The organism is Vibrio artabrorum (assembly GCF_024347295.1).
GTDB classification, from domain to species: Bacteria; Pseudomonadota; Gammaproteobacteria; order Enterobacterales; family Vibrionaceae; genus Vibrio; species Vibrio artabrorum.
On sequence record NZ_AP025458.1, the window covers coordinates 885,137 to 908,975 of the forward strand.

The 23,839-nt window shown below is 45.7% G+C and carries 23 protein-coding genes; all 23 read left to right on the forward strand.

Annotation, left to right across the window (positions count from 1 at the left end; translation table 11 throughout):
- The first annotated feature begins 79 nt into the window (after positions 1–79).
- On the forward strand, positions 80–391 hold the full coding sequence (gene fliE / locus OCU36_RS04135) for a flagellar hook-basal body complex protein FliE (protein WP_261839158.1): 312 nt from the start codon (positions 80–82) through the stop codon (positions 389–391).
- Between the two features lie 16 nt (positions 392–407).
- Positions 408–2,147: a flagellar basal-body MS-ring/collar protein FliF gene (gene fliF, locus OCU36_RS04140; RefSeq protein ID WP_261839159.1), complete on the forward strand. Its 1,740-nt coding sequence runs from the start codon at positions 408–410 to the stop codon at positions 2,145–2,147.
- Positions 2,140–3,201, forward strand: a complete 1,062-nt coding sequence (fliG, locus tag OCU36_RS04145) for a flagellar motor switch protein FliG (protein WP_261839160.1) — start codon at positions 2,140–2,142, stop codon at positions 3,199–3,201. The genes fliF and fliG overlap by 8 nt, the downstream gene beginning before the upstream one ends.
- 125 nt (positions 3,202–3,326) lie before the next feature.
- Complete coding sequence (fliH, locus tag OCU36_RS04150) at positions 3,327–4,127, forward strand: flagellar assembly protein FliH (RefSeq protein WP_261839161.1); 801 nt, start codon at positions 3,327–3,329, stop codon at positions 4,125–4,127.
- Complete coding sequence (gene fliI / locus OCU36_RS04155; RefSeq protein ID WP_261839162.1) at positions 4,127–5,446, forward strand: flagellar protein export ATPase FliI; 1,320 nt, start codon at positions 4,127–4,129, stop codon at positions 5,444–5,446. Before fliH ends, fliI begins: the two co-directional genes overlap by 1 nt.
- A 19-nt stretch (positions 5,447–5,465) precedes the next feature.
- A complete protein-coding gene (gene fliJ, locus OCU36_RS04160; protein ID WP_261839163.1) occupies positions 5,466–5,903 on the forward strand; it encodes a flagellar export protein FliJ in 438 nt (145 codons plus the stop codon).
- Positions 5,904–6,081: 178 nt separating this feature from the next.
- Positions 6,082–8,163 carry a flagellar hook-length control protein FliK gene (locus OCU36_RS04165; RefSeq protein WP_261839164.1) on the forward strand — a complete coding sequence of 694 codons (2,082 nt, stop codon included), beginning with the start codon at positions 6,082–6,084 and terminating at the stop codon, positions 8,161–8,163.
- Between the two features lie 49 nt (positions 8,164–8,212).
- Positions 8,213–8,704, forward strand: a complete 492-nt coding sequence (gene fliL / locus OCU36_RS04170; protein WP_261839165.1) for a flagellar basal body-associated protein FliL — start codon at positions 8,213–8,215, stop codon at positions 8,702–8,704.
- Positions 8,705–8,711: 7 nt separating this feature from the next.
- Positions 8,712–9,755 carry a flagellar motor switch protein FliM gene (gene fliM / locus OCU36_RS04175; protein ID WP_261839166.1) on the forward strand — a complete coding sequence of 348 codons (1,044 nt, stop codon included), beginning with the start codon at positions 8,712–8,714 and terminating at the stop codon, positions 9,753–9,755.
- Positions 9,756–9,783: 28 nt separating this feature from the next.
- Positions 9,784–10,194: a flagellar motor switch protein FliN gene (gene fliN / locus OCU36_RS04180; RefSeq protein WP_261839167.1), complete on the forward strand. Its 411-nt coding sequence runs from the start codon at positions 9,784–9,786 to the stop codon at positions 10,192–10,194.
- Positions 10,194–10,592, forward strand: coding sequence for a flagellar biosynthetic protein FliO (gene fliO / locus OCU36_RS04185; RefSeq protein WP_261839168.1), 399 nt, complete (start codon positions 10,194–10,196; stop codon positions 10,590–10,592). The genes fliN and fliO overlap by 1 nt, the downstream gene beginning before the upstream one ends.
- Positions 10,579–11,508, forward strand: coding sequence for a flagellar type III secretion system pore protein FliP (fliP, locus tag OCU36_RS04190; RefSeq protein WP_261839169.1), 930 nt, complete (start codon positions 10,579–10,581; stop codon positions 11,506–11,508). Before fliO ends, fliP begins: the two co-directional genes overlap by 14 nt.
- Positions 11,509–11,519: 11 nt before the next feature.
- On the forward strand, positions 11,520–11,789 hold the full coding sequence (fliQ, locus tag OCU36_RS04195) for a flagellar biosynthesis protein FliQ (protein WP_261839170.1): 270 nt from the start codon (positions 11,520–11,522) through the stop codon (positions 11,787–11,789).
- A 6-nt stretch (positions 11,790–11,795) separates the two neighbouring features.
- Positions 11,796–12,578: a flagellar biosynthetic protein FliR gene (gene fliR / locus OCU36_RS04200; protein ID WP_261839171.1), complete on the forward strand. Its 783-nt coding sequence runs from the start codon at positions 11,796–11,798 to the stop codon at positions 12,576–12,578.
- Between the two features lie 9 nt (positions 12,579–12,587).
- Entirely contained in the window at positions 12,588–13,718 is a 1,131-nt protein-coding gene (gene flhB / locus OCU36_RS04205) for a flagellar biosynthesis protein FlhB (protein ID WP_261839172.1), read from the forward strand.
- 271 nt (positions 13,719–13,989) lie between these two features.
- The gene (gene flhA / locus OCU36_RS04210) at positions 13,990–16,089 is read left to right on the forward strand and encodes a flagellar biosynthesis protein FlhA (protein WP_261839682.1); all 2,100 of its coding nucleotides are present in this window, start codon (positions 13,990–13,992) and stop codon (positions 16,087–16,089) included.
- Between the two features lie 27 nt (positions 16,090–16,116).
- Entirely contained in the window at positions 16,117–17,628 is a 1,512-nt protein-coding gene (gene flhF / locus OCU36_RS04215; protein ID WP_261839173.1) for a flagellar biosynthesis protein FlhF, read from the forward strand.
- Between the two features lie 13 nt (positions 17,629–17,641).
- Positions 17,642–18,529 (forward strand): MinD/ParA family protein, encoded by an 888-nt coding sequence (locus OCU36_RS04220; RefSeq protein WP_261839174.1) that lies wholly within the window; start codon positions 17,642–17,644, stop codon positions 18,527–18,529.
- On the forward strand, positions 18,522–19,256 hold the full coding sequence (locus OCU36_RS04225; protein WP_261839175.1) for an RNA polymerase sigma factor FliA: 735 nt from the start codon (positions 18,522–18,524) through the stop codon (positions 19,254–19,256). Before OCU36_RS04220 ends, OCU36_RS04225 begins: the two co-directional genes overlap by 8 nt.
- A 42-nt stretch (positions 19,257–19,298) precedes the next feature.
- Positions 19,299–19,667: a chemotaxis response regulator CheY gene (gene cheY / locus OCU36_RS04230; RefSeq protein ID WP_016767062.1), complete on the forward strand. Its 369-nt coding sequence runs from the start codon at positions 19,299–19,301 to the stop codon at positions 19,665–19,667.
- Positions 19,668–19,774: 107 nt separating this feature from the next.
- The gene (locus OCU36_RS04235) at positions 19,775–20,506 is read left to right on the forward strand and encodes a protein phosphatase CheZ (RefSeq protein ID WP_261839176.1); all 732 of its coding nucleotides are present in this window, start codon (positions 19,775–19,777) and stop codon (positions 20,504–20,506) included.
- 9 nt (positions 20,507–20,515) lie between these two features.
- Positions 20,516–22,702: a chemotaxis protein CheA gene (locus OCU36_RS04240; RefSeq protein ID WP_261839177.1), complete on the forward strand. Its 2,187-nt coding sequence runs from the start codon at positions 20,516–20,518 to the stop codon at positions 22,700–22,702.
- Positions 22,703–22,715: 13 nt separating this feature from the next.
- Positions 22,716–23,834 carry a protein-glutamate methylesterase/protein-glutamine glutaminase gene (locus OCU36_RS04245; RefSeq protein WP_261839178.1) on the forward strand — a complete coding sequence of 373 codons (1,119 nt, stop codon included), beginning with the start codon at positions 22,716–22,718 and terminating at the stop codon, positions 23,832–23,834.
- The last annotated feature ends 5 nt before the right edge of the window (positions 23,835–23,839 follow it).

The window sequence follows — 23,839 nt, forward strand, 5'->3', positions numbered from 1 at the left end:
AATCATGTCTGGCACGCTAATTGCTCTGTCAATAATACAGCGAAATAGATGGTCATTTTTTTGACTTCCGAGGTAGTAAATGAGAATAGATGGTTTACAAGGCGAAATGCAAGCAATGATGGTTGAAGCTGCCAGTGCCCGTCCCACTACAACGGGGCAAGCAGTCGGTGCAGATTTTGGCAACATGCTGACTCAGGCCATCAATAATGTGAACTCATTACAAAAGACCTCGGGTGATCTTCAAACGCGTTTTGATAGTGGTGACCAAAGCGTGTCCCTATCCGATGTTATGATTGCTCGTAATAAATCGAGTGTGGCTTTTGAGGCGACGATTCAAATTAGAAATAAATTGGTCGAATCGTACAAACAGCTGATGAATATGCCGGTATAAGTTAGGTAGTTAAATAGTGGCAGATAATAGTCAAACAACAGATTTAGCCGTAAGTGACAGCAACGACCACGCCCTTATTGCGCGATCTGAGCTCGACGAAGAAGGGCAAAATCCTGATCTGGGTGAACGCAGTTCGTCTAAGTTCGATATGGCCGTGGGTGATCTCGACTTACTTCGTCAGGTCGTCTTAGTCCTTTCCATCTCAATTTGTGTTGCGCTTATAGTGATGCTTTTTTTCTGGGTAAAAGAGCCAGAAATGCGTCCATTAGGAGCGTATGAAACAGAAGAGTTGATCCCCGTTCTTGATTACTTAGATCAACAAAAAATCGAGTACGCTCTTGAGGGGAATACGATTTCAGTGCCTGCGAGTGAGTACAACTCTTTGAAGTTGAATATGGTACGAGCGGGGTTAAATCAAGAACGTAATGCCGGTGATGATATCCTCATGCAAGATATGGGGTTCGGTGTATCACAACGTTTAGAAAAAGAGCGTCTTAAATTAAGTCGTGAACGACAACTTGCAAAAGCCATTGAGCAAATGCAACAGGTGCGTAAAGCTCAGGTTTTATTAGCGTTACCAAAACAAAGTGTGTTTGTTCGCCACAATCAAGAAGCTTCTGCTTCGGTGTTCCTAACACTGAGAACCGGCAACAACCTTAAGCAACAAGAAGTGGATTCTGTTGTGGATATGGTGGCGAGTGCGGTTCCGGGAATGAAAACCTCACGAATTACGGTGACCGATCAACATGGTCGACTTCTGAACTCAGGCTCTCAAGATCCGATGTCAACAGCGCGCCGTAAAGAACATGAATTAGAGCGCAACCAAGAACAAGCGCTGCGTGAGAAAATTGACTCCGTTTTGATTCCTATCTTGGGTTTTGGCAACTATACCGCTCAGGTTGATATTCAGCTCGACTTTAGCGCGGTAGAGCAAACGAGCAAACGCTATGATCCGAACACGCCGGCGACACGCAGTGAATATACCTTAGAAGACTACAATAACGGGAATACTGTCGCTGGTATTCCGGGAGCCTTGAGCAATCAGCCGCCTGCTTCGGCCACCATTCCTCAGGATGTTGCCCAGATGAAAAATGGTGCGACAGGGCAAGGCTCAGTTCACAAAGAAGCAACTCGAAATTTTGAGTTAGACACCACGATCAGCCATGAACGAAAACAGAGCGGCGCAGTTAATCGTCAGACAGTATCGGTGGCAATCAAAGACCATCAATCCGTGAACCCAGACACGGGTGAAGTGGTTCATACGCCCATTCCTGAGAGTGAAATTAATGCGATTCGTCAGGTGCTTATTGGTACGGTAGGGTTTGATGAAAGCCGTGGTGATTTACTTAACGTGTTGAGTATGCAGTTTGCGCCTCAAGTCGTTGATGTTGTGCCAGATGTGCCAATTTGGGAAAACCCGAGCTTTAATAATTGGGTTCGTTGGTTTGCGAGTGCCCTTGTTATTATTGTGGTTATTTTGGTGCTTGTTCGCCCTGCTATGAAAAAACTGCTCAATCCAGCAGCCGATGATGATGAGCAAATGTACGGCCCTGATGGCATGCCAATTGGTGCTGACGGTGAAACCAGCTTAATTGGTGGTGATATTGAAGGGGGAGAGTTGTTTGAATTTGGCTCAAGTATCGACTTACCAAACCTTCATAAAGATGAAGATGTATTGAAAGCAGTGCGTGCACTTGTCGCGAATGAACCCGAGCTAGCAGCTCAAGTAGTTAAGAATTGGATGGCAGATGGCTAACGAAATTGTTCCACAACAAACCGAAGGCGGTGAAGTGCTTGATGTTGCTGGCGTGGATATCACTTCTATCTCTGGTGATGAGCGTGCTGCGATCTTGTTGCTCAGTTTAAACGAAGAAGATGCTGCTGGTATTATTCGTCATTTAGAGCCAAAGCAGGTTCAACGTGTGGGTAGTGCCATGGCACGCGCTGCGGATTTGTCTCAGGAAAAAGTGGGTGCGGTTCACCGTGCTTTCTTAGATGATATTCAAAAGTACACCAATATTGGCATGGGCAGTGAAGATTTCATGCGTAACGCACTGGTGGCGGCTTTGGGTGAAGACAAAGCGAATAACCTTGTCGATCAAATTCTACTTGGCACTGGATCGAAAGGTTTGGACTCACTTAAATGGATGGACCCTCGTCAGGTCGCGAGTATCATCATCAACGAGCATCCTCAGATCCAAACCATTGTTTTGTCGTACCTTGATGCTGATCAATCGGCTGAGATCCTGTCTCAGTTCCCAGAACGCGTTCGTCTTGATTTGATGATGCGTATTGCTAACCTAGAAGAAGTTCAACCTTCAGCACTTGCTGAACTGAATGAAATCATGGAGAAACAATTTGCGGGTCAAGCGGGTGCTCAAGCAGCGAAAATTGGTGGTCTGAAAGCCGCTGCTGAGATCATGAACTACATGGACAATAACGTGGAAGGCGTCTTGATGGATCAAATCCGCGATCAAGACGAAGACATGGCAACCCAGATTCAAGATCTTATGTTTGTCTTTGAAAACCTTATTGAAGTGGATGATCAAGGTGTTCAACGACTGCTGCGTGATGTTCCACAGGACGTTCTTCAGAAAGCGCTTAAGGGTGCTGATGAAGGTTTACGCGAGAAGATCTATAAGAATATGTCAAAACGTGCGGCTGATATGATGAGAGACGATATTGAGGCGATGCCGCCAGTGAAAGTCTCTGATGTGGAAGCGGCTCAAAAAGAGATATTGGGTATTGCAAGGAAGATGGCCGACAGTGGCGAGATCATGCTGTCAGGTGGCGCCGACGAGTTCCTTTAATACAGAAATCTCCAAAGCCCCACTCTGTTGGGGCTTTTCTTTATCCAATCTCGAACCACAGATTAACGAAGTCTAACCGATTGAATTTACAATACAGTTTGACTCACTCATAGATAGGTACTGATATGTCAGGTGATAGAAAACGCGGCTTCCTGCGCCCCGAAGAAGATAATACGGTTGCCCAACCTCAGAAATGGGGGCTGCCTGACTACACCTCTGATGTGAATAAACAAGCCAAAGAAACCGCCTTTAACTATGATCCTGGCTGGATGCCTACGGTTGAAGAAGCCATCGAAGATGAAGCGTTGATTTTGACTGAAGAGCAAATCGAATTGATCAAGAAAGGCGCTTATCAGGAAGGGTTTCACCAAGGGCAAGAGGCTGGCTTCAAGCAGGGCTATGAAAAAGGCAAAGAAGAAGGGTTTACCGCAGGTCATCAAGAGGGCAACGAAGCCGGTAAGCTTGAAGGCGTTACGGCTGGACAAGAATACATTCAACAACAAGTGGCTATCTTTATGGGGCTTGCTAACCAATTTGCTCAGCCGTTGGAACTCATGAATGCTCAGGTTGAAAAGCAACTGGTCGACATGGTGCTGACCATGGTCAAAGAAGTGGTGCATGTTGAAGTACAAACCAACCAACAAATCATCTTGGATAGCGTCAAAGAATCGGTCGAGTCATTGCCTATTTCTGGTCACGCGATCACTCTGAAGTTGAACCCTGAAGATGTCGCCATTATTCGCTCTGCCTATGGTGAAACAGAATTGGATTGTCGTAATTGGGAGTTGGTCGCGGAACCCGCCCTTAACCGTGGTGATGTTCAAATCGAAGCGGGTGAGTCGAGTGTTAACTATCGTATGGAAGAGCGCATCAAGAACGTCATTCAAAACTTCTGTGGTGTAAACCGCTATCAGGGGCATGAATAATGCTCGAGCTTGCGGATCGCCTGAGTCAATACAAAGTCGAAGGGCTAAAGTCCCGACCAATTGCATCCGGTAAATTGGTGCGTGTGGTTGGTCTAACACTCGAAGCGACTGGCTGTAAAGCGCCAATCGGTAGCTTGTGTTTAGTTGAAACGATGTCTGGTCAAATGGAAGCTGAAGTCGTGGGCTTCTCTGGTGATAACCTTTTTTTGATGCCAAGTGAGCAAATTACCGGGATCTTACCCGGCGCTCGTGTGACTCCGTTGACGTCAGAGAGCGGTATTCCTGTTGGAATGGAGTTGCTTGGACGTGTTATCGATGGTGTGGGTAACCCACTTGATGGGTTAGGACCGATTTACACCGAGCAACGCGCTTCATTTAATGCGGAGCCAATTAACCCCTTAGCGCGTAAGCCTATTTCTGAGCCGCTTGATGTTGGCTTGAAAGCGATCAATGGTTTGCTTACCGTTGGTAAAGGGCAACGTATTGGTTTGTTTGCTGGATCGGGTGTTGGTAAGTCGGTCACGCTTGGTATGATGACTCGAGGTACTACCGCGCAAGTGGTTGTGGTCGGGCTTATTGGTGAGCGTGGACGAGAAGTAAAAGAATTTATTGAAGAAATTCTTGGTGAAGATGGGCGTAAACGTTCGGTTGTTGTTGCCGCACCGGCGGATTCTTCGCCATTGATGCGCTTAAAAGGCTGTCAAACCGCGCTAGCGGTTGCAGAATACTTCCGAGATCAAGGTTTAGATGTTCTATTATTGATGGACTCGTTGACGCGTTTTGCTCAAGCACAACGTGAAATTGCTTTGTCTGTGGGTGAGCCGCCAGCAACCAAAGGTTATCCACCATCGGTATTTGCTAAACTTCCCGCATTGGTTGAACGTGCTGGTAACGGTAATGATGAACAAGGTTCTATCACCGCTTTCTTTACCGTTTTAACCGAAGGTGATGATTTACAAGATCCTATTGCGGATGCGTCGCGAGCGATTCTTGATGGTCATATTGTGCTGTCACGTGAGATGGCTGATGCCGGTCATTACCCTGCGATTGATGTAGAGAAATCGGTCAGTCGTGTTATGCCTCAAATCACGACAGAAGAGCACGTTTTGATGTCGAAAGCGGTGCGACAAGTGCTGTCTATTTGCCGAAAAAATCAAGATTTAGTTTCGATTGGTGCTTATAAGGCGGGCACCGATCCTGCCATTGATAGTGCCTTCACCCTGAAGCCGAGATTAGATGAATACTTGCAACAGAAGATGAAAGAAACCGTGCCATACGACATGTGCGTCAATATGTTGAAACATGTATTAGGGGGGTAACGGGTGAATAAGGTCAGCCATGGATAACGCACTAGAATTTCTTCTCGAGCAAGCGAAAGACAAAGAGAATCAAGCGGTATTAGCGCTCAATAAAGCAAATACTGAATTAGAAGGGTATTATGAGCAGGTCGCACAGATCGAAAAATATCGACTGGATTATTGCCAACAACTGGTCGACCGTGGCAAAGCGGGTTTGACGGCCAGTCAGTATGGTCACTTAAATCGTTTTTTAACTCAATTGGATGAGACGCTCTCAAAGCAAAGAGAAGCGGAACATCATTTTAAAAATCAGGTCGATAACTGCCAAAACTACTGGATGGAGTTGCGTAAAAAGCGTAAGTCTTACGAGTGGCTAATGGAAAAAAAGCAGAAAGAGAAAGTAAAATTGCAAGATCAAAGAGAACAAAAGCAAATGGATGAGTTCTCAACTCTGCTCTACAGCCGAAAGAAGGTGTGACCCTTAGTTACGATTGACATCAATGTTGTGCGTCAGGGGGGATGAAAAAATATAGGCATGTTTCTTGCTGCATTACTACAAAACTGCGTTTTATGCCCTTAATGGTATGAAAAGCCCCCGACTTTCTTTTTGTTGCCTAACAAAGTGGCGGCAAAGCTAGTAGATAGAGCTTGTATATATGAATGTTAGTCTTTCTTCAAATTCAGCGACCAGCAAAACGTCACCGTTGTTGGACTCCGGTTCTGCTTCTTCCAAGGTAGAAGAGACCGGTGATTCAAAAGGTTTCTTTGAGTCTTTTAAAGAAGCGCTCGGCTTTGAAGAAAGTGATAGCAAAGCTGCAGTAAAAGACACAGCAACCGCCTTAAAATCCGAAGAAAAACAGACGATTGACGGCGAACCTTCAGCGGATAAGACCAACGATGATTCAGCTGAGGCTAGCGAAGAGCAAACTAAGCAAGCGACGGGTGTTGAAAATACGACGACGGATAAAATAGCCACTGAACAAACATCCGATCAGGATTCAGAGTCGAAAGCCAAAGCTTCCTCGACTTCGTCGGATGACGGAACGTTAGCTGCGGTTCCGAATCAAGGTGTCCAATCTGAGCAAACAGCGGTCGATAGCGATTCTGACGGGCCGAAGGTTCAGGGTGCATCTCAAGCTAATGCAGCAATGAGCGAAGGCAATAAGTTGCTTGATCAGTTGGATGAGGCAAGCAAAACACTGAAGCAACCAACAAACGGCAAAGGCTTGCCCCAACAAGCTCAAATGGGTCAAGTTCAAGGCGATATTTCAGGAGCTCCTGCTGCTGGTGTTTCTGATAGCAATGCCGTGGACAACATGGCACAACAAACAAATGCAGCCAATCAAGAGAAGAGTCTTGAAGTCGATTCTGAAATTGCTGTACTTACCGGTGGTAAGGGGGTTTCTCAGTTGACGGATACTGAAATTCGACAGTTAATGGATAAAGGTATCACCCCAGAGCAAATTGAAGCGAGTATGAGCAGAGAACTGAGCCAAAAGAATACGGTCAGTGGGCGAGCTGTAGATCAGAGCCAAGCTCTGTCAGCGGCAGATATTGAACTTGCCAAGCAGGTCGATGCTCAAACCAAAGCGCTCAACCAACTGAATGAACAAATTGAATCAGAACAATCGGTTGTCGATGGATTGGTTCAAAAGCAACAAAGTGGCGCTACATTGACGGTTGATGAACAAGCTGCTCTGGCGACTGCGACCGCAAATTTAGACTTGTTGAATCAACAGTTAGTCAATGTTCAGCAGCAAGCAAAGGCTTTACTGAGCCAAGATCCGAACGAGAGCAGCCTATCTGGTAAGCCAGTCGCCATTGATTGGGATAATACGGATTCAAATGAAACTAAAGCGGTCGCTTCGGCAGCATCAACAGCGGCCGTAGCGACGGCAACACAGCAAGTGTCAGCGCAGGCAGCTTCTCAATCAACCAACAATGCGTTCACGGATAAAGCGGCAATGCAACATGCCAGTAACGCACATGCGGCAGCTCAGCAATTGGTGTCTCAACAAGGGAATGCAGCCACAACACCGCAGCAAACCGCTTTGGATCCAAGTCTAGCAGCGCAAAACCCTGTGATGAATGCCGCGTCAGCAGCCACAAAAGCAGGCTCGACGGAAGCAATTCTTAAAGCGGAAGCTGGTGTCGAAGCACTGTCTGGTTTGGGTAAGGCAGGGACTAAAGAAGATTCTAAAGACTCGTCCTTGGCCCAGCAGATCGCTTCTGCGGCTGGCGTACAAGGAACAGCAACGGTTGGTTCAGCACCGACACGAGCAGAAATTCAAGCTGCCCAACAGGTGCCTTTGCAGCTCACTAAAGAGCTCGCCAATGAGCAAGTGGCTGAAAAAATACAAATGATGATGTCTAAGAACCTTAAGAGTTTGGATATTCGTCTCGACCCACCCGAATTGGGTCATATGAAAATCAGAATGACCATGAATAATGATGTGGCGAACGTGCACTTTACAGTGACGAATCAACAAGCGAGAGATGTGATTGACCAAACATTACCTCGCTTGAGAGAAATGTTTGCTCAACAAGGTATACAGCTTGCTGATTCGTCAGTTCAGCAACAGAACTCTGGTCAAGGGCAAGAGAGATATAGCCATGGTGAGCAACAAACAGGCTCTAACCGCACAAATGGTACTCAAGGTGCGGAAAACCTTGATAGCGGCAGCAATCTTGAATTGAATGTCGCATCAAAGCGTGATGGAATCAGTTATTATGCCTAATATCAGCGCATAACAAGCTCATTAAAAGAATAGGACGTTAGGAAACAATATGTCTGAAGAACAAGATCCAGCTAAAAAGAAAAGTAAGCTTCCTATTATCATTATTGCCGTTGTCGTTGTATTGCTCGGAGTTGGCGCAGCACTGTTCTTTTTCCTCGGTTCCGATGATGGTAGTGTTTCTGAATCACAGTCGCAGCCCGTTAACACGGTCGTCGCTGTAGAACCTGTGATGTATGTTAATATTCCTCAACCCTTTTTGTTCAATGTTACGGGTGATAAAAAAGATCGTCTCGTTCAAATAAAAGTACAGCTCATGGTTCGTGGAAGTAAGAATGAAGATTTAGCTCGCTACCATACGCCGCTCATCGAAAGTACGTTACTGGCAACATTTGCGTCTGCAACGGTTGATCAATTGCGCTCCCTAACAGGACGAGTTGAACTGCGTGACAAGGCGACGGAAGATATTAAAGCAAGCCTAACTCAAGCTGTTGGCCTGCCTGTGATTGAAAAAGTGCTATTCACTGACTTCGTAATTCAATAGGTAATTTGTGACCGATTTATTAAGCCAAGACGAAATTGATGCGCTGTTACACGGCGTTGATGATGTTGACGACGTTGAAGATGCTGTAGAAACCGAAAATGAAAATGCAATCAATTTCGACTTCTCATCTCAAGATCGAATCGTCCGTGGTCGAATGCCGACCCTTGAACTTATTAACGAGCGTTTTGCTCGTCATATGCGCATTAGTTTGTTCAATATGTTGCGTAAAACGGCTGAGGTGTCGATCAACGGCGTACAAATGATGAAGTTTGGTGAGTACCAAAATACATTGTATGTTCCGACCAGTTTAAACATGGTTCGTTTTCGTCCATTAAAAGGGACGGCGCTGATCACCATGGAAGCCCGTCTTGTCTTTATTCTCGTAGAGAACTTCTTTGGGGGGGATGGCCGCTTTCACGCTAAGATTGAAGGTCGTGAGTTTACGCCCACCGAGAGACGAATTATTCAGTTACTGCTAAAAATTGTTTTTGAAGACTACCGGGAAGCATGGTCTCCCGTGATGGGGGTTGAGTTTGAGTATTTAGATTCTGAAGTGAATCCAAGTATGGCGAACATTGTGAGCCCAACAGAAGTCATTGTTGTGAGTTCATTTCACATTGAAGTGGATGGCGGTGGTGGTGATTTCCATGTGGTCATGCCTTACTCAATGGTAGAGCCGATTCGTGAATTGTTGGATGCCGGTGTTCAATCAGACAAAATGGAAACCGATGTTCGCTGGAGCTCTGCACTGCGTGATGAAATCATGGATGTGCCTGTCAACTTTCGAGTTAACCTGCTAGAGCAAGACATTTCTCTGCGTGACCTTATGGAGCTGCGCCCTGGTGATGTCATTCCAATGAAAATGCCTGAACACGCGACGATGTTCGTCGAAGAACTGCCGACTTATCGTGTGAAAATGGGACGTTCAGGCGAGAAGCTCGCAGTACAGATTTCTGAAAAAATTCAAAGACCGCATGTGGTTAAAACTGATCTCGCGTTTTTAGGTAAAGACTTAATGTCGGAACTCGAAAATAGCGACGATAACGAATAGCAAAATAGATAAAGTATAGGAATTGGCAATGGAACCTAGTGAAGATCAAAAGCTGGCAGATGAATGGGCTGCAGCACTTGGTGAAGACCCTTTAGCGCCGTCAATTGATGTCGATGATGTACTGGCAGCCCCACTTGACGAGCTAACCGATTCATCGACTCCGATTTCTGAAGATGAGCGCCGCAAGCTCGATACCATTATGGATATCCCTGTGACCATTTCGATGGAAGTAGGACGCTCTCAGATCAGTATTCGAAACTTACTTCAACTCAATCAAGGTTCGGTTGTTGAGCTGGATAGAATCGCAGGTGAATCACTGGATGTAATGGTTAATGGTACTTTGATCGCTCATGGTGAAGTGGTTGTCGTCAATGATAAGTTTGGTATTCGTTTGACGGACGTTATTAGCCAAACAGAAAGAATTAAGAAGCTTCGCTAATGCGTTTTACGTCTGAGCGATGGATTGGGGCCGGGCTATTTTGCTTTCCCACGATGGCATTTGCCGCCACGCCTCCCTCTCTGGATTTAGCGACCACTTTCGGGTCGCTAATTTTCGTTATAGCATTCATCTTATTGATTGCTTGGTTATTGAAGCGAATGCAAGTACCGGCTATGTCTAAGCAACAAGGCTTAGCGATTGTGAGGCAAATTCCGGTAGGAACGAAAGAGCGTATTGCTATTGTTCAAGCGGGTGATGAACAGTTCTTGGTTGGTATTACCACGCAGTCCATTCAGTTGCTCTCTAAGCTTGATAAACCTCTCACTCAGGAGATGCTGGAAAGAAGTTCATTTTCAAGTCAGCTTTCCCAACTAATGAAAAAAGATGCAAACAAATAACCGGCTTTTAAACTCATCTTACTGTTGCCAAACCGGCGCTTTCCGAGCGGCGAAAGTGCTGCTGGTTCAGCTTATTTTTCTCTGTACTCTTGTATTCAGTGTGTCGGTATCAGCACAGGCTGAAGACGGCACGGTCATTCCCGCCAATGTCGCAGGTTCAGAGTCAGTAACCACCAGTACTATGGAACAAGGCCAATCCAAATCGCAAACCATGACGACGGGTAGCTTGACTGGGAATGGCGGGGGTATTCCAGCCTTCACCATGACGACCAACGCGAACGGTGGGGAAGATTACTCTATCAATTTGCAAATATTGGCCTTAATGACCATGCTCGGCTTTTTGCCGGCGATGGTGATTTTGATGACCTCGTTTACCCGAATTGTGGTGGTCATGTCTATCTTGCGCCAGGCAATGGGTCTACAACAAACGCCTTCAAACCAAGTGATTATTGGTATTGCGATATTTTTGACCTTTTTCATAATGTCCCCTGTGATCAATCAGGTAAATGAACAAGCGGTTCAGCCTTATCTTAATGAACAAATATCAGCAAGACAGGCATTTGATGTTGCCCAAGCCCCAATTAAGTCTTTCATGCTTAAGCAGACTCGACTTAAAGATCTTGAGACCTTTGTGGATATGTCGGGATCAGAAGTGAGTAATCCTGAAGATGTATCTATGGCCGTTCTCATTCCTGCGTTTATCACCTCTGAGCTGAAAACGGCATTTCAGATCGGTTTTATGTTGTTCTTGCCTTTCCTTATCATTGACTTGGTGGTTGCCTCTGTATTGATGGCTATGGGGATGATGATGCTGTCACCGATGATTGTGTCACTGCCGTTTAAGTTGATGTTATTTGTTCTTGTTGATGGTTGGAACTTGATACTCTCGACACTCGCCGGCAGTTTTGTCGTGTAGCTGGGGGTATCATGAATCCTGAAATATTCGTCGAATTGTTCCGAGACGCACTTTGGATGGTATTAATCATGGTTTGCGCCATTATTATTCCTAGCCTATTGATCGGTCTAGTTGTCGCTGTCTTTCAAGCCGCCACATCCATCAACGAACAAACGCTAAGCTTTTTGCCGCGTTTAATCGTGACGTTGTTAGCCTTGATGATGTTTGCGCATTGGATGACACAGATGATGATGGAGTTCTTTTTCGAGATCATTGAACGCTTACCACAAGTTTTGTATTAAACCGATATGGAATTCCCGACGAGCCTAGTACTAGAGTGGTTAGCCAATTATTTTTGGCCGTACACTCGTATCTCAGCCATGCTGATGGTTATGTCGGTAACAGGGGCACGTTTTGTTTCCCCTCGTATTCGTCTGTATTTAGGTTTGGCGATTACCTTTGCCGTAATGCCTGCGATCCCCGCAGTGCCTAAAGACATTGAACTGCTGTCCTTCCAAGGTTTTTTAACGGTCTTTGAGCAAATTGTCATTGGTGTTGCCATGGGATTTGTCACCCAGTTCATGCTTCAAACTTTCGTTATGCTTGGTCAGATTCTGGGTATGCAATCGAGTTTGGGTTTCGCTTCCATGGTCGATCCAGCTAATGGTCAGAATACACCGGTGCTCGGTCAGTTGTTTATGCTGCTAGCGACCCTGTTTTTTTTAGCAACGGATGGTCACTTGAAAATGCTGCAATTGGTGGTGTTTAGCTTTAAGACTTTACCGATTGGTAGTGGCTCTCTAACGGCGGTGGATTTCAGAGAACTGGCACTGTGGCTTGGCATTATGTTCAAAACGGCATTATCAATGTCATTATCGGGCATCATTGCCCTGTTAACGATTAACCTTTCATTTGGTGTAATGACGCGTGCCGCACCTCAACTTAATATATTTTCTTTGGGTTTTGCATTTGCGCTACTCGTAGGTCTATTGATTTGTTGGTATATCCTTAGCGGTTTGTATGGGCACTATGAGCTATTCTGGATGCAAGGCGAACAACAGATATGTCGTCTCATCCGATTAGAATGTTAGGAGACTGAAATGGCAGAGTCAGACGGTCAAGAACGTACCGAAGACGCCACGCCCAAGCGCTTGCAACAGGCCAAAGAAAAAGGTCAGGTTGCAAGATCAAAAGAGCTTGCGTCGGCGTCGGTGTTGATTGTAGGGGCGATTGCCTTGATGTGGTTTGGTGATTCGATGGCGAAAGCTTTGTTCGAGGCCATGCAACGTCTATTTTCACTAAGCCGTGATGAAGTATTTAATACCAATAAGCTTCTAGAAATAGTCGGTGGCGCGTTGGTGAACCTATTCTACCCATTGTTCTTGATTCTGATAACCTTATTCGTTGCTGCAGTGATCGGTGCAGCTGGAGTTGGCGGAGTTAGCTTTTCAATGCAAGCGGCGATGCCTAAGGCGTCTAAGTTAAATCCATTGAGTGGTATTAAACGGATGTTTGGCCTGCAAAGTTGGGTTGAACTGTTGAAATCTATTCTGAAAGTAGCGCTCGTTTCTGGGATGGCTATTTATCTTATTCACGCTTCTCAGCACGATTTGATGCAACTGAGCATCGAGGTGTACCCACAGAATATATTCCATGCTCTGGATATTTTACTTAACTTTATTCTTCTTATTAGTTGCTCTTTGTTAATTGTTGTCGCTATTGATATCCCGTTTCAGATCTGGCAGCACGCCGATCAGCTGAAGATGACTAAACAAGAAGTGAAAGATGAGTTTAAAGACACGGAAGGGAAACCTGAAGTGAAAGGTCGAATTCGAATGTTGCAACGGGAAGCGGCCCAACGTCGTATGATGGCTGATGTTCCACAAGCTGATGTGATAGTGACCAATCCTGAACACTTTTCGGTGGCTTTGCGTTATAAGCAGAATCAAGACAAAGCGCCAATAGTGGTCGCCAAAGGGGTTGACCATATGGCGATGAAAATTCGTGAAATTGCGCGTGAGAATGATATCTATATTATTCCAGCTCCCCCATTAGCGAGGGCGCTTTACCACACCACAGAACTCGAACAACAAATTCCTGACGGTTTGTTTACGGCGGTGGCACAAATACTTGCTTATGTGTTTCAGCTTAAACAGTATCGAAAAAAAGGGGGGGAGAGGCCAAAGTTACAAGATTCCAATATGTCGATCCCACCCGATATGCGCTATTAGATCAATTGCTTGAGCTGAGAGCGATGAACACGGATAATGGCGTTATCATCGCGCCTTCTTTTTTTGATCGAGTGGCGATAAATTGACGAGATAGGTTGGTATAATGTTTGCTATATCAATTGTGAATATAATAACCCCGATCATTACCACCGGTTCATTATAAAGCCGTGTATTATAAACCCATGTTTTCTAAACCATAGAAGCATAGCTTGGACCTGAGCCTCAATCAGCTTGGCGAGAGAGCGACAATATAGTGAAACTGCCTAGATTTATGAAATTCTCCCTGCCTTTTGCGGACAAGCTACCTAAAATTCCTAATCGAGCGATGCCTGCAATTGGTGCGCCTGTCATGGTACTTGCAACGCTTGCTATGGTGGTGTTGCCGATTCCAGCTTTCTTGTTGGATATGTTCTTCACCTTTAATATTGCACTGTCTATGGTTGTGCTATTGGTTTCGGTTTATACCCGCAGGCCTTTAGATTTCGCAGCATTCCCCACGGTCTTGCTCATCGCGACTCTGCTTCGCTTGGCCTTGAACGTTGCTTCGACCCGAGTGGTATTGCTCCATGGTCATGAAGGTGGTGATGCTGCCGGTAACGTTATTGAAGCCTTCGGTAACGTGGTGATTGGTGGTAACTATGCGGTTGGTTTGGTGGTGTTTTTGATCTTGATGATCATCAACTTTATGGTGGTCACCAAAGGTGCGGGTCGGATATCGGAAGTCAGTGCACGTTTTACCTTGGATGCTTTACCGGGTAAGCAGATGGCAATTGATGCCGATTTGAATGCGGGTTTGATCGATCAAGAACAGGCTCGTACCCGCCGCTTTGAAGTGACTAAAGAAGCCGACTTTTACGGTTCAATGGACGGTGCATCTAAGTTTGTTAAAGGGGATGCGATTGCCGGTATCTTGATCTTGTTCATCAATATCATTGGTGGTTTGAGCATTGGTATGGTCCAGTTTAACCTTGGTTTTGGTGAAGCCATCGAGATCTATACATTACTGACGATTGGTGACGGCCTGGTTGCACAAATTCCTTCACTGCTGCTTTCTATCGCTGCTGCGATGATGGTGACGCGTCAGAATACCGATGAAGACATGGGACAACAACTCGTCTTCCAAATGTTTGATAATCCCAAATCCTTAATGATCACAGCGGGTATCCTTGGAATTATGGGGATTGTACCTGGTATGCCGCACTTCTCATTTTTAAGTCTCGCTGCGGTTGCAGGCGCTGGGGCGTACTTTATTGATAAAAAACATAAGAAAAAAGCGCAAGACCAAAATCTACCAGCAACCATTGAAGCAAAAGGAGAGCAAGGCTCTCAGAAAGAACTCTCTTGGGATGATGTTCAGCCGGTCGATATTATTGGCTTGGAAGTGGGGTATCGTTTAATTCCTCTGGTCGATCGAGATCAAGGGGGTGAACTGCTTGAGCGAGTGAAAGGGGTACGTAAAAAGCTGTCTCAAGATTTTGGTTTCTTGATCCCAGCTGTGCATATTCGCGATAACCTTGAGCTAACGCCAAACAGTTACCGAATTACGTTGATGGGAGTGGCGGTTGGTGAGGCTGAGATCAAGCCTGACATGGAACTCGCCATCAATCCCGGTCAAGTTTACGGGATAATCGATGGTGAGCCGACGATTGACCCTGCATTTGGCCTTGAAGCCGTGTGGATCCGTGAAGAGCAACGTGAACACGCACAAGCCTTAGGTTACACGGTTGTGGATTCATCAACCGTGTTGGCAACGCATCTTAGTCAGTTGTTAACGAACAATGCATCGCAGCTGATTGGTCACGAGGAAGTGCAGAACTTGCTTGAAATGCTTAGTCGTTCTACGCCCAAGCTCGTTGAAGGTTTTGTGCCAGAGCAACTGTCGCTTGGTGTTGTAGTGAAAGTGCTACAAAACCTGTTAAATGAAGCCATTCCCATTCGAGATATACGAACAATCGTCCAAACTTTGTCGGAATATTCAGGTAAGAGTCAAGAACCTGACATACTCACTGCCGCAGTTCGCATTTCATTAAAACGACTAATTGTTCAAGAAATCAATGGTATAGAGCCAGAGTTACCTGTCATTACCCTAATTCCAGAGTTGGAGCAAATTTTGCATCAGACGATGCAGGCCTCTGGCGGGGAATCTGCAGGAATTGAACCAGGTTTAGCCGAACGTTTACAAACATCTCTCAGCCAAGCGACACAAGAACAAGAGCTGAAGGGAGAGCCCGCGGTGCTACTGACCTCTGGTGTATTACGTTCGACGTTGGCTAAATTCGTGAAAAACACGATCCCAAACTTGAGAGTGTTATCTTATCAAGAGATACCGGACGAAAAGCAGATACGCATAGTACAAGCTGTTGGTAATTAAACCGCCTAATTAGAACGGACGAACGAATTGAAAATTAAACGATTTTTTGCAAAAGATATGCGAACAGCTCTGCTCCAAGTCAAAGAAGAGCTTGGTTCAGAAGCCGTGATCATGTCAAATAAAAAGGTCGCTGGTGGCGTAGAAATTGTTGCTGCTATTGATGGTGAATCGAGCCCATCAACAACGAGTTCACGGTTAAATAAACCCCAACAGCCTGCGCAAAGTCAGTATACGCAAATGGCCGCGCCCGCAGCACCGGTAGGGCGTCGTCAACTAGACGATGACAAGGTTAGCCTACAGACGAGTGCTGAAGGCGGACGCTCAATGACCAAGCGCTTTGCGAATATGCTCAAACAATACAGTCATGGTGCCGATGAAAACTCACAACATCGTGCTGAAAATGAAGACTCGTTGTCAGCGCTGTTGAATCGTCAGTCCGGGAGCAATCGTCAGTTAACGGGTAACCAACAGTCTAACGGCCGTCTCGACTCTGCATTTGCTCGTGAAACGGGTCTATCTCAATTAATTGCCGAAGATCGCAGAGTCGATCGTCCAGCGCCTCGTCTTGATCCTACTCGTTACGATCGTCATCGTGAGGGGGGGCAATCCAAAGGTACAGATACCGAGATGGAAACAATGCGCGAAGAGATGACCTCTATTCGTCGCTTGTTAGAACATCAAGTATCAGGATTAATGTGGCAAGAAGTTGAGCGTCGTGAACCTCTGCGAGCAATGTTAATTAAGCGTCTTGAGCGTATGGGGGTTTCTGCCGAGCTTGCGGATCAAATGGCTTGTTACATTCCTGAAGACACTAAACCTGCTCGCGCTTGGAAGGCATTGCTAGCCTTGGTCGCGGACCAGATTTCAGTGACACAAACCGATATTTTAAAACGCGGTGGTATTGTGGCCTTATTAGGTCCGACTGGTGTGGGTAAAACAACGACCGTTGCAAAGCTAGCGGCAAGAGCCGCAATGGAATATGGTGCAGACAATGTCGCACTGGTGACAACAGATACTTATCGTATCGGGGCGCATGAGCAGCTATCAATTTATGGTAGAATTATGGGTTGTCCGGTAAGAGTTGCTAAAGATTCTAGTGAATTGGCCGATGTTATATATCAGTTGCGTAATCGTCGCCTGATTTTGGTCGATACTGCAGGCATGGGACAACGAGATGTTCGCCTATCTGAACAGTTAGACACCTTGATGCAAGAGAGTGGTTCCGTTATCAATAGTTACCTTGTGTTGCCAGCAACGGCACAACGTAAAGTGCTGCAAGAAACCATTGAACACTTTAGACGAATCCCGTTGTCGGGGTGCATCATGACTAAGCTGGATGAATCCTTAAGTCTAGGTGAATTCATCAGTGTCGTAATACAAAATGCATTACCAGTTGCTTACATAGCAAATGGTCAACGAGTTCCTGAAGATATTGTTATTGCTCAGCCAAAGTACATGATGGCTAAGGCCAATGAGTTATTAGAAAAATCTACAGAGAATGAACCTCATTACTGGAATAGCGATTCTGAAGGGCTCTAGGCGGCGGATAAATATGAATGAAAATATGATACATGATCAAGCTAGCGGCCTCCGTCGCTTAACCAAGCCTTCACTCACAAAAGTTATCGCTGTAACCGGTGGTAAGGGAGGCGTTGGTAAATCTAATGTAACGTTAGGTATGGCTATTTGTATGGCGCGCCAAGGCAAAAAAGTCATGGTATTGGATGCCGACTTAGGGCTAGCCAACGTCGATATTATGCTAGGCATTCGCTCTAAACGAAATCTCGGGCACGTGTTGGCTGGTGAATGTGAGCTTAAAGATGCGATTGTCGAAGGGCCGCACGGAATTAGAATTATTCCTGCAACGTCAGGCACGCAGAGCATGACTGAATTGTCGCATGCTCAACATGCGGGGTTGATTCGTGCCTTTGGTTCGCTTGAAGACGAGATGGATATCTTGCTTGTCGATACAGCCGCCGGTATTTCTGATATGGTGATCAGCTTCTCAAGAGCGGCGCAGGATGTAGTTGTGGTCGTGTGTGATGAACCAACGTCAATTACGGATGCTTATGCCTTAATTAAGCTCTTGAGTCGAGAACATCAAGTTCAGCGATTCAAAGTTGTCGCCAATATGGTCAGAAGCTATCGCGAAGGGCGAGAATTATTTGCAAAATTGACTTTGGTCACAGAGCGTTTCTTAAATGTGAACCTCGAACTCGTAGCATGTATTCCTTTAGATGATAAAGTACGTCAAGCCGTGAAGAGACAGAAAATTGTAGTCGATGCATTTCCTCGCTCTCCTGCGGCATTAGCAATCAGTTCATTGTCAAATAAGGCATTGACCTGGCCAATCCCTAAAACACCAAGTGGGCATTTGGAGTTTTTTGTTGAAAGATTACTGAATCGTACTGAATTTGTAGAGGACCCATTTGGTGAATAAAGCGCTTACTTACGATCAACATGCTAATCACAATAGCCAGCAGGCTTTTTTTGAGAAGTACTCTGTGTTGGTTAAACGTATCGCTCATCACTTGCTGGGGCGATTACCGCCGAATGTGTTGGTTGATGATTTGATTCAAGCTGGCATGATCGGCTTGATTGAAGCTCAACAAAATTATGATGGTACTAAAGGGGCTAGCTTTGAGACATATGCTGGGATCCGAATTCGCGGGGCGATGTTAGATGACATACGTCGTGGAGATTGGGTGCCGAGATCGGTTCATAAAAACAATCGTGAAATCAGCAGTGCAATCGCGGAGTTGGAGGGGATTCTCAACCGCGACCCTAGTGATGTCGAAGTGGCGAAGCACATGGGACTCAGTTTAGAGCAGTATCACAGTGCTTTAACGGATATTAATTGCTCAAGACTGGTCGGAATCGAAGATTTAGGCGTCTCAGATGATGTAATATCTCCGAATGAGGACTCTCAAGACAACGCACCTTTTCAAGGCGTCGCCGATGAGTCTTTTCGTCAAGCTTTGATCGATTCAATAAAACAACTTCCAGAAAGAGAAGGCCTTGTGCTTTCACTTTATTATGATGAAGAACTCAATTTAAAAGAGATAGGGGAAATATTAGGTGTCAGCGAGTCTCGTGTCAGCCAAATATTGAGCCAATCTATGCAGCGTCTACGCACTAAGTTAAGTGCTTGGACACAGAACGACTAACAACACTGATCTTATTCAGTGGAGGCTAATTTGAACAAAAACATGAAAATTCTCATTGTTGATGACTTTTCAACGATGCGCCGAATTGTTAAAAACCTACTTCGTGATCTAGGTTTCAACAATACTCAAGAAGCAGATGATGGCTTGACCGCATTACCTATGCTGAAAAAAGGCGAATTTGATTTCGTGGTAACGGACTGGAACATGCCCGGTATGCAAGGTATTGACTTGCTTAAACACATTCGTGCAGATGCAGAACTTAAGCATCTACCTGTGCTGATGATCACAGCAGAGGCGAAGCGTGAGCAAATCATTGAAGCCGCACAAGCAGGTGTTAATGGTTACATTGTGAAGCCTTTCACTGCAGCCACGCTGAAAGAGAAACTTGATAAGATTTTTGATCGCTTATAAGCGATCAATACGTTTTAGGAATTTCTGGATAAACACTGACTGAACCGTTCTCTGTCTATCTCGATAACCTAAGCGAACGAAGTATGCGGAGTAAGGCTAAACTCAGGATGATTTCATTAGCACAAGCAAAACAATTAGTAGAACTGCTTGAAAACGATGAACAGCAAGATGCTGATTCTCTTGTTAGAAGTATTTATGAAGACAATTTTAGTCTTCAAGACAACCCAATGCTTCAAGAAATAGGTAGTTTGACTCGCGATCTTCACGATTCTTTGACTCAATTTAATTTCGATGAACGCATTAGCGTCATCGCAAATGATGAAATCCCTGACGCAAGGGATCGCCTTCAATACGTCATAGATAAAACAGAAGTTGCGGCGAATAAAACGATGGACGCTGTTGATTGCTGCATGCCAATAGCGGACAACCTACACGAGGGTCTACTTCAAGTGAGGCCTCAATGGAATGAACTGATGCATGGCCGCATTGAGCTGGCACAATTTAAAGCTTTATGTCACCGCATTGATGGATTGCTTGTCCAAGTAGAAGGCGACAGTACTGAACTACGCGGACAATTGACTGAAATCTTGATGGCTCAGGATTTCCAAGATTTAACTGGGCAGATAATTAGCAAAGTTATTACCTTGGTAAATGAGGTGGAAGGACGTTTGGTCGAGATTCTCACGGTATTCGGTGCGAATCAAAAAGAGCCAACTCCAGAGTCAGAGAAGAAAGCATCGATTGCTCCTGAAGGTCCAATTATGAACCCAGAAGAGCGTGAAGATGCTGTTGCATCTCAAGATGAAGTCGACGATTTGTTATCCAGTCTTGGATTTTAAAGGTAACCTATGAGCTACGATTTAGACGAAGATATTCTTCAGGACTTTTTAGTCGAAGCAGGAGAAATCCTTGAACTCTTATCAGAACAACTGGTAGAGCTTGAGAATAACCCTGACGACAAAGACTTATTAAATGCTATTTTCCGTGGTTTCCATACAGTGAAAGGGGGTGCTGGTTTCCTAGCATTAACTGAACTGGTGGATACTTGTCATGGTGCTGAGAATGTTTTCGACATTCTAAGAAACGGCCAACGTAGCGTAACGTCAGGTTTGATGGATACCATGCTACAAGCTCTCGATACCGTCAATGTGCAGTTTCAAGCCGTGCAAGATTCGGAGCCTTTAGTTCCCGCTGAACAAGCTTTATTGGATGAACTTCATCGTCTCTGCAAACCACAGTCTGCCGAGGAAGTGGCACCAGTAGAATCCCCATCACAGGTCATCCCTGAACCTATTGTTGAAGCGCCTGCGGTACCTGAACCGGTTGTTGACAGCTCAAATATCAATGCCTCTTCAGTCGATGATATCTCTGAAGATGAGTTTGAACGCTTGCTTGATGAGCTTCACGGTAAAGGTGGTTCACCAACAGCGCCTTCTGCACCAACACCGTCGCCAGCACCCGCTGCACCTCAGCCTGTTGCTGACAGTGGTGATATTACTGATGACGAATTTGAAAAATTATTAGATGAACTGCACGGCGCGGGTAACAGCCCGACAGCGGCAAGTTCAACGCCTCCTCCTCCGCCAGCGCCTCCCGCAGCACCTGTTTCGGCGATGTCTGAAGGCGATGATCTGATGACTGACGAAGAGTTTGAGAAGTTACTTGACCAGTTACATGGTTCAGGTAATGGCCCAACTCTTGAAGAGCTAGACGTGGCAACTAAACCAGCCGCTGTGAAGCCCGAGATCACAGCTCCTGTAGCAAAAGCAGCTCCTAAACCTCAGCAATCAGCCGTTGCTGAAGTGAAAGAAACACCGACGAAATCAGAAGCAAAAGTGCCAGCGAAGAAGCAGCAAGCTGACGCAACAGTGCGCGTTGATACGTCAACCCTTGATACCATCATGAATATGGTGGGTGAGCTTGTCTTGGTTCGCAATCGACTGGTCAGCCTTGGCCTGAACAGTGATGATGAAGAAATGGAGAAAGCCGTCTCTAACTTAGACGTTGTGACAGCGGATCTTCAAGGTGCGGTAATGAAGACCCGCATGCAGCCGATCAAGAAAGTATTTGGCCGTTTCCCTCGAGTTGTTCGTGATCTTGCTCGTACTTTAAACAAAGACATCGTTCTTGAAATGCGTGGTGAAGAAACGGATCTTGATAAAAACTTAGTGGAAGCACTGGCCGATCCCCTGATTCACTTAGTAAGAAACTCTGTCGACCATGGTATTGAAATGCCGGACGACCGTGTTGTTGCAGGTAAGTCTAGAACGGGTAAAGTGATTCTTTCTGCCTCTCAAGAAGGTGACCACATTGAATTGGCTATCGTTGATGACGGTGGCGGTATGGACCCTGATAAGCTTCGAGCTATCGCGGTTAAACGTGGTTTGATGGATGAAGACGCCGCGTCTCGCTTATCAAATAAAGAGTGTTTTAACCTAATTTTTGCTCCTGGCTTCTCCAGCAAAGAGAAGATCTCAGATATCTCTGGTCGTGGTGTGGGTATGGACGTTGTGAAAACAGCGATCAACACACTGAATGGCTCAATTGACATTGATTCAGAGATGGGACAGGGCACCAAGATCACGATCAAAGTTCCACTGACTTTAGCCATTTTACCGACCTTGATGGTTGGTGTAGCTGGTCACCCATTCGCGTTGCCTTTGGCATCGGTAAACGAAATTTTCCACCTAGATTTAAGTCGCACTAACGTGGTTGATGGTCAGCTGACTATCATCGTTCGCGATAAATCTATCCCGTTGTTCTATTTACAAAACTGGCTTGCACCTAAAGCGGGTATTGTCGAACTGCGTAAAGGGCACGGCCATGTTGTTATCGTACAACTGGGTAGCCAACGTGTTGGTTTTGTTGTCGATACGCTTATCGGCCAAGAAGAAGTTGTTATCAAGCCACTTGATAAGCTACTGCAAGGCACGCCAGGAATGGCAGGCGCGACAATTACAAGTGACGGACACATTGCATTGATTCTTGATGTGCCGGACTTGTTGAAGCAGTACGCAGCTGCGTCAAGAATTTAATTTAAGGATAAATATGGCGATTAAAGTATTAGTTGTTGATGATTCGAGTTTTTTTCGACGTCGCGTTAGTGAGATCATCAACTCAGAGGCTCGCCTAGAAGTCATCGATGTAGCAGTAAACGGCAAAGAGGCCGTTGAGAAAGCCAAAAAGTTAAGACCCGATGTTATTACGATGGATATTGAAATGCCGGTCATGGATGGCATCACCGCTGTTCGTGAAATTATGGCCGCGTCGCCTACGCCTATTTTGATGTTTTCATCGTTAACACATGATGGTGCGAAAGCAACATTGGATGCTTTGGATGCAGGTGCTCTCGACTTCTTACCTAAGAAGTTTGAAGACATCGCACGTAACCGCGACGATGCAGTTGCATTGCTTCAACAGCGCGTAATTCAGATTGCTGCAAAGCGTGCATTTATGCGTCGTGCTCCTATTGCGCCGAGAGCGACAGCAACGACTTCAACTTCAACGCCATTACGCCAACCAATAACAGCCGCTACTTCGGTTGCTAAACCTACAGTTGCGGCGACAGCGAAATTCAGAGCTTCAGGTAAGAAGTATCAATTAACTGCCATTGGTACTTCGACTGGCGGCCCTGTTGCACTACAGAAAATTTTGACGCACATTCCGGCTCATTATCCACATCCGATTGTGTTGGTTCAGCATATGCCTGCTACGTTTACTGCCGCTTTTGCTAACCGTCTGAACAGCCTATGTAAGATTGAAGTTCGTGAAGCGCAAGATGGAGATATGTTGAAAGCTGGTGTGGCGTATCTTGCTCCGGGTGGTAAACAGATGATGGTGGATGGCAGAGCCGGTTCGGCACGTCTAAGAATTATCGATGGCGGCGACCGCATGAACTACAAGCCTTGTGTGGATGTCACATTCGGCTCTGCTGCAAAGATCTACGGCGACAAAGTGTTGTCTATGATACTGACCGGTATGGGCGCAGATGGTCGAGAAGGTTCGCGTATGTTGAAAACTGCGGGCTCGACGATTTGGGCACAAGATGAAGATAGTTGTGTTGTATATGGTATGCCTCAAGCGGTAGCAAAAGCGGGCATTTCTACTGAAGACCTACCTCTCGACCGCATTGCGGAAAGGATCTTGGTTGAAGTTGGCTTAGCTTAGGTAAA

Excerpts from the sequence above, each read along its gene's own strand:
- fliP (WP_261839169.1), top strand. The coding sequence starts at position 10,579 with ATGCAAACAAATAACCGGCTTTTAAACTCATCTTACTGTTGCCAAACC.
- OCU36_RS04245 (WP_261839178.1), top strand. The coding sequence starts at position 22,716 with ATGGCGATTAAAGTATTAGTTGTTGATGATTCGAGTTTTTTTCGACGT.
- fliH (WP_261839161.1), top strand. The coding sequence starts at position 3,327 with ATGTCAGGTGATAGAAAACGCGGCTTCCTGCGCCCCGAAGAAGATAAT.
- fliN (WP_261839167.1), top strand. The coding sequence starts at position 9,784 with ATGGAACCTAGTGAAGATCAAAAGCTGGCAGATGAATGGGCTGCAGCA.
- OCU36_RS04240 (WP_261839177.1), top strand. The coding sequence starts at position 20,516 with ATGAGCTACGATTTAGACGAAGATATTCTTCAGGACTTTTTAGTCGAA.
- fliE (WP_261839158.1), top strand. The coding sequence starts at position 80 with ATGAGAATAGATGGTTTACAAGGCGAAATGCAAGCAATGATGGTTGAA.
- flhB (WP_261839172.1), top strand. The coding sequence starts at position 12,588 with ATGGCAGAGTCAGACGGTCAAGAACGTACCGAAGACGCCACGCCCAAG.
- fliG (WP_261839160.1), top strand. The coding sequence starts at position 2,140 with ATGGCTAACGAAATTGTTCCACAACAAACCGAAGGCGGTGAAGTGCTT.
- OCU36_RS04165 (WP_261839164.1), top strand. The coding sequence starts at position 6,082 with ATGAATGTTAGTCTTTCTTCAAATTCAGCGACCAGCAAAACGTCACCG.
- fliI (WP_261839162.1), top strand. The coding sequence starts at position 4,127 with ATGCTCGAGCTTGCGGATCGCCTGAGTCAATACAAAGTCGAAGGGCTA.
- fliR (WP_261839171.1), top strand. The coding sequence starts at position 11,796 with ATGGAATTCCCGACGAGCCTAGTACTAGAGTGGTTAGCCAATTATTTT.
- flhA (WP_261839682.1), top strand. The coding sequence starts at position 13,990 with ATGAAATTCTCCCTGCCTTTTGCGGACAAGCTACCTAAAATTCCTAAT.
- OCU36_RS04235 (WP_261839176.1), top strand. The coding sequence starts at position 19,775 with ATGATTTCATTAGCACAAGCAAAACAATTAGTAGAACTGCTTGAAAAC.
- OCU36_RS04220 (WP_261839174.1), top strand. The coding sequence starts at position 17,642 with ATGAATGAAAATATGATACATGATCAAGCTAGCGGCCTCCGTCGCTTA.
- fliO (WP_261839168.1), top strand. The coding sequence starts at position 10,194 with ATGCGTTTTACGTCTGAGCGATGGATTGGGGCCGGGCTATTTTGCTTT.
- fliQ (WP_261839170.1), top strand. The coding sequence starts at position 11,520 with ATGAATCCTGAAATATTCGTCGAATTGTTCCGAGACGCACTTTGGATG.
- cheY (WP_016767062.1), top strand. The coding sequence starts at position 19,299 with ATGAAAATTCTCATTGTTGATGACTTTTCAACGATGCGCCGAATTGTT.
- fliL (WP_261839165.1), top strand. The coding sequence starts at position 8,213 with ATGTCTGAAGAACAAGATCCAGCTAAAAAGAAAAGTAAGCTTCCTATT.
- fliJ (WP_261839163.1), top strand. The coding sequence starts at position 5,466 with ATGGATAACGCACTAGAATTTCTTCTCGAGCAAGCGAAAGACAAAGAG.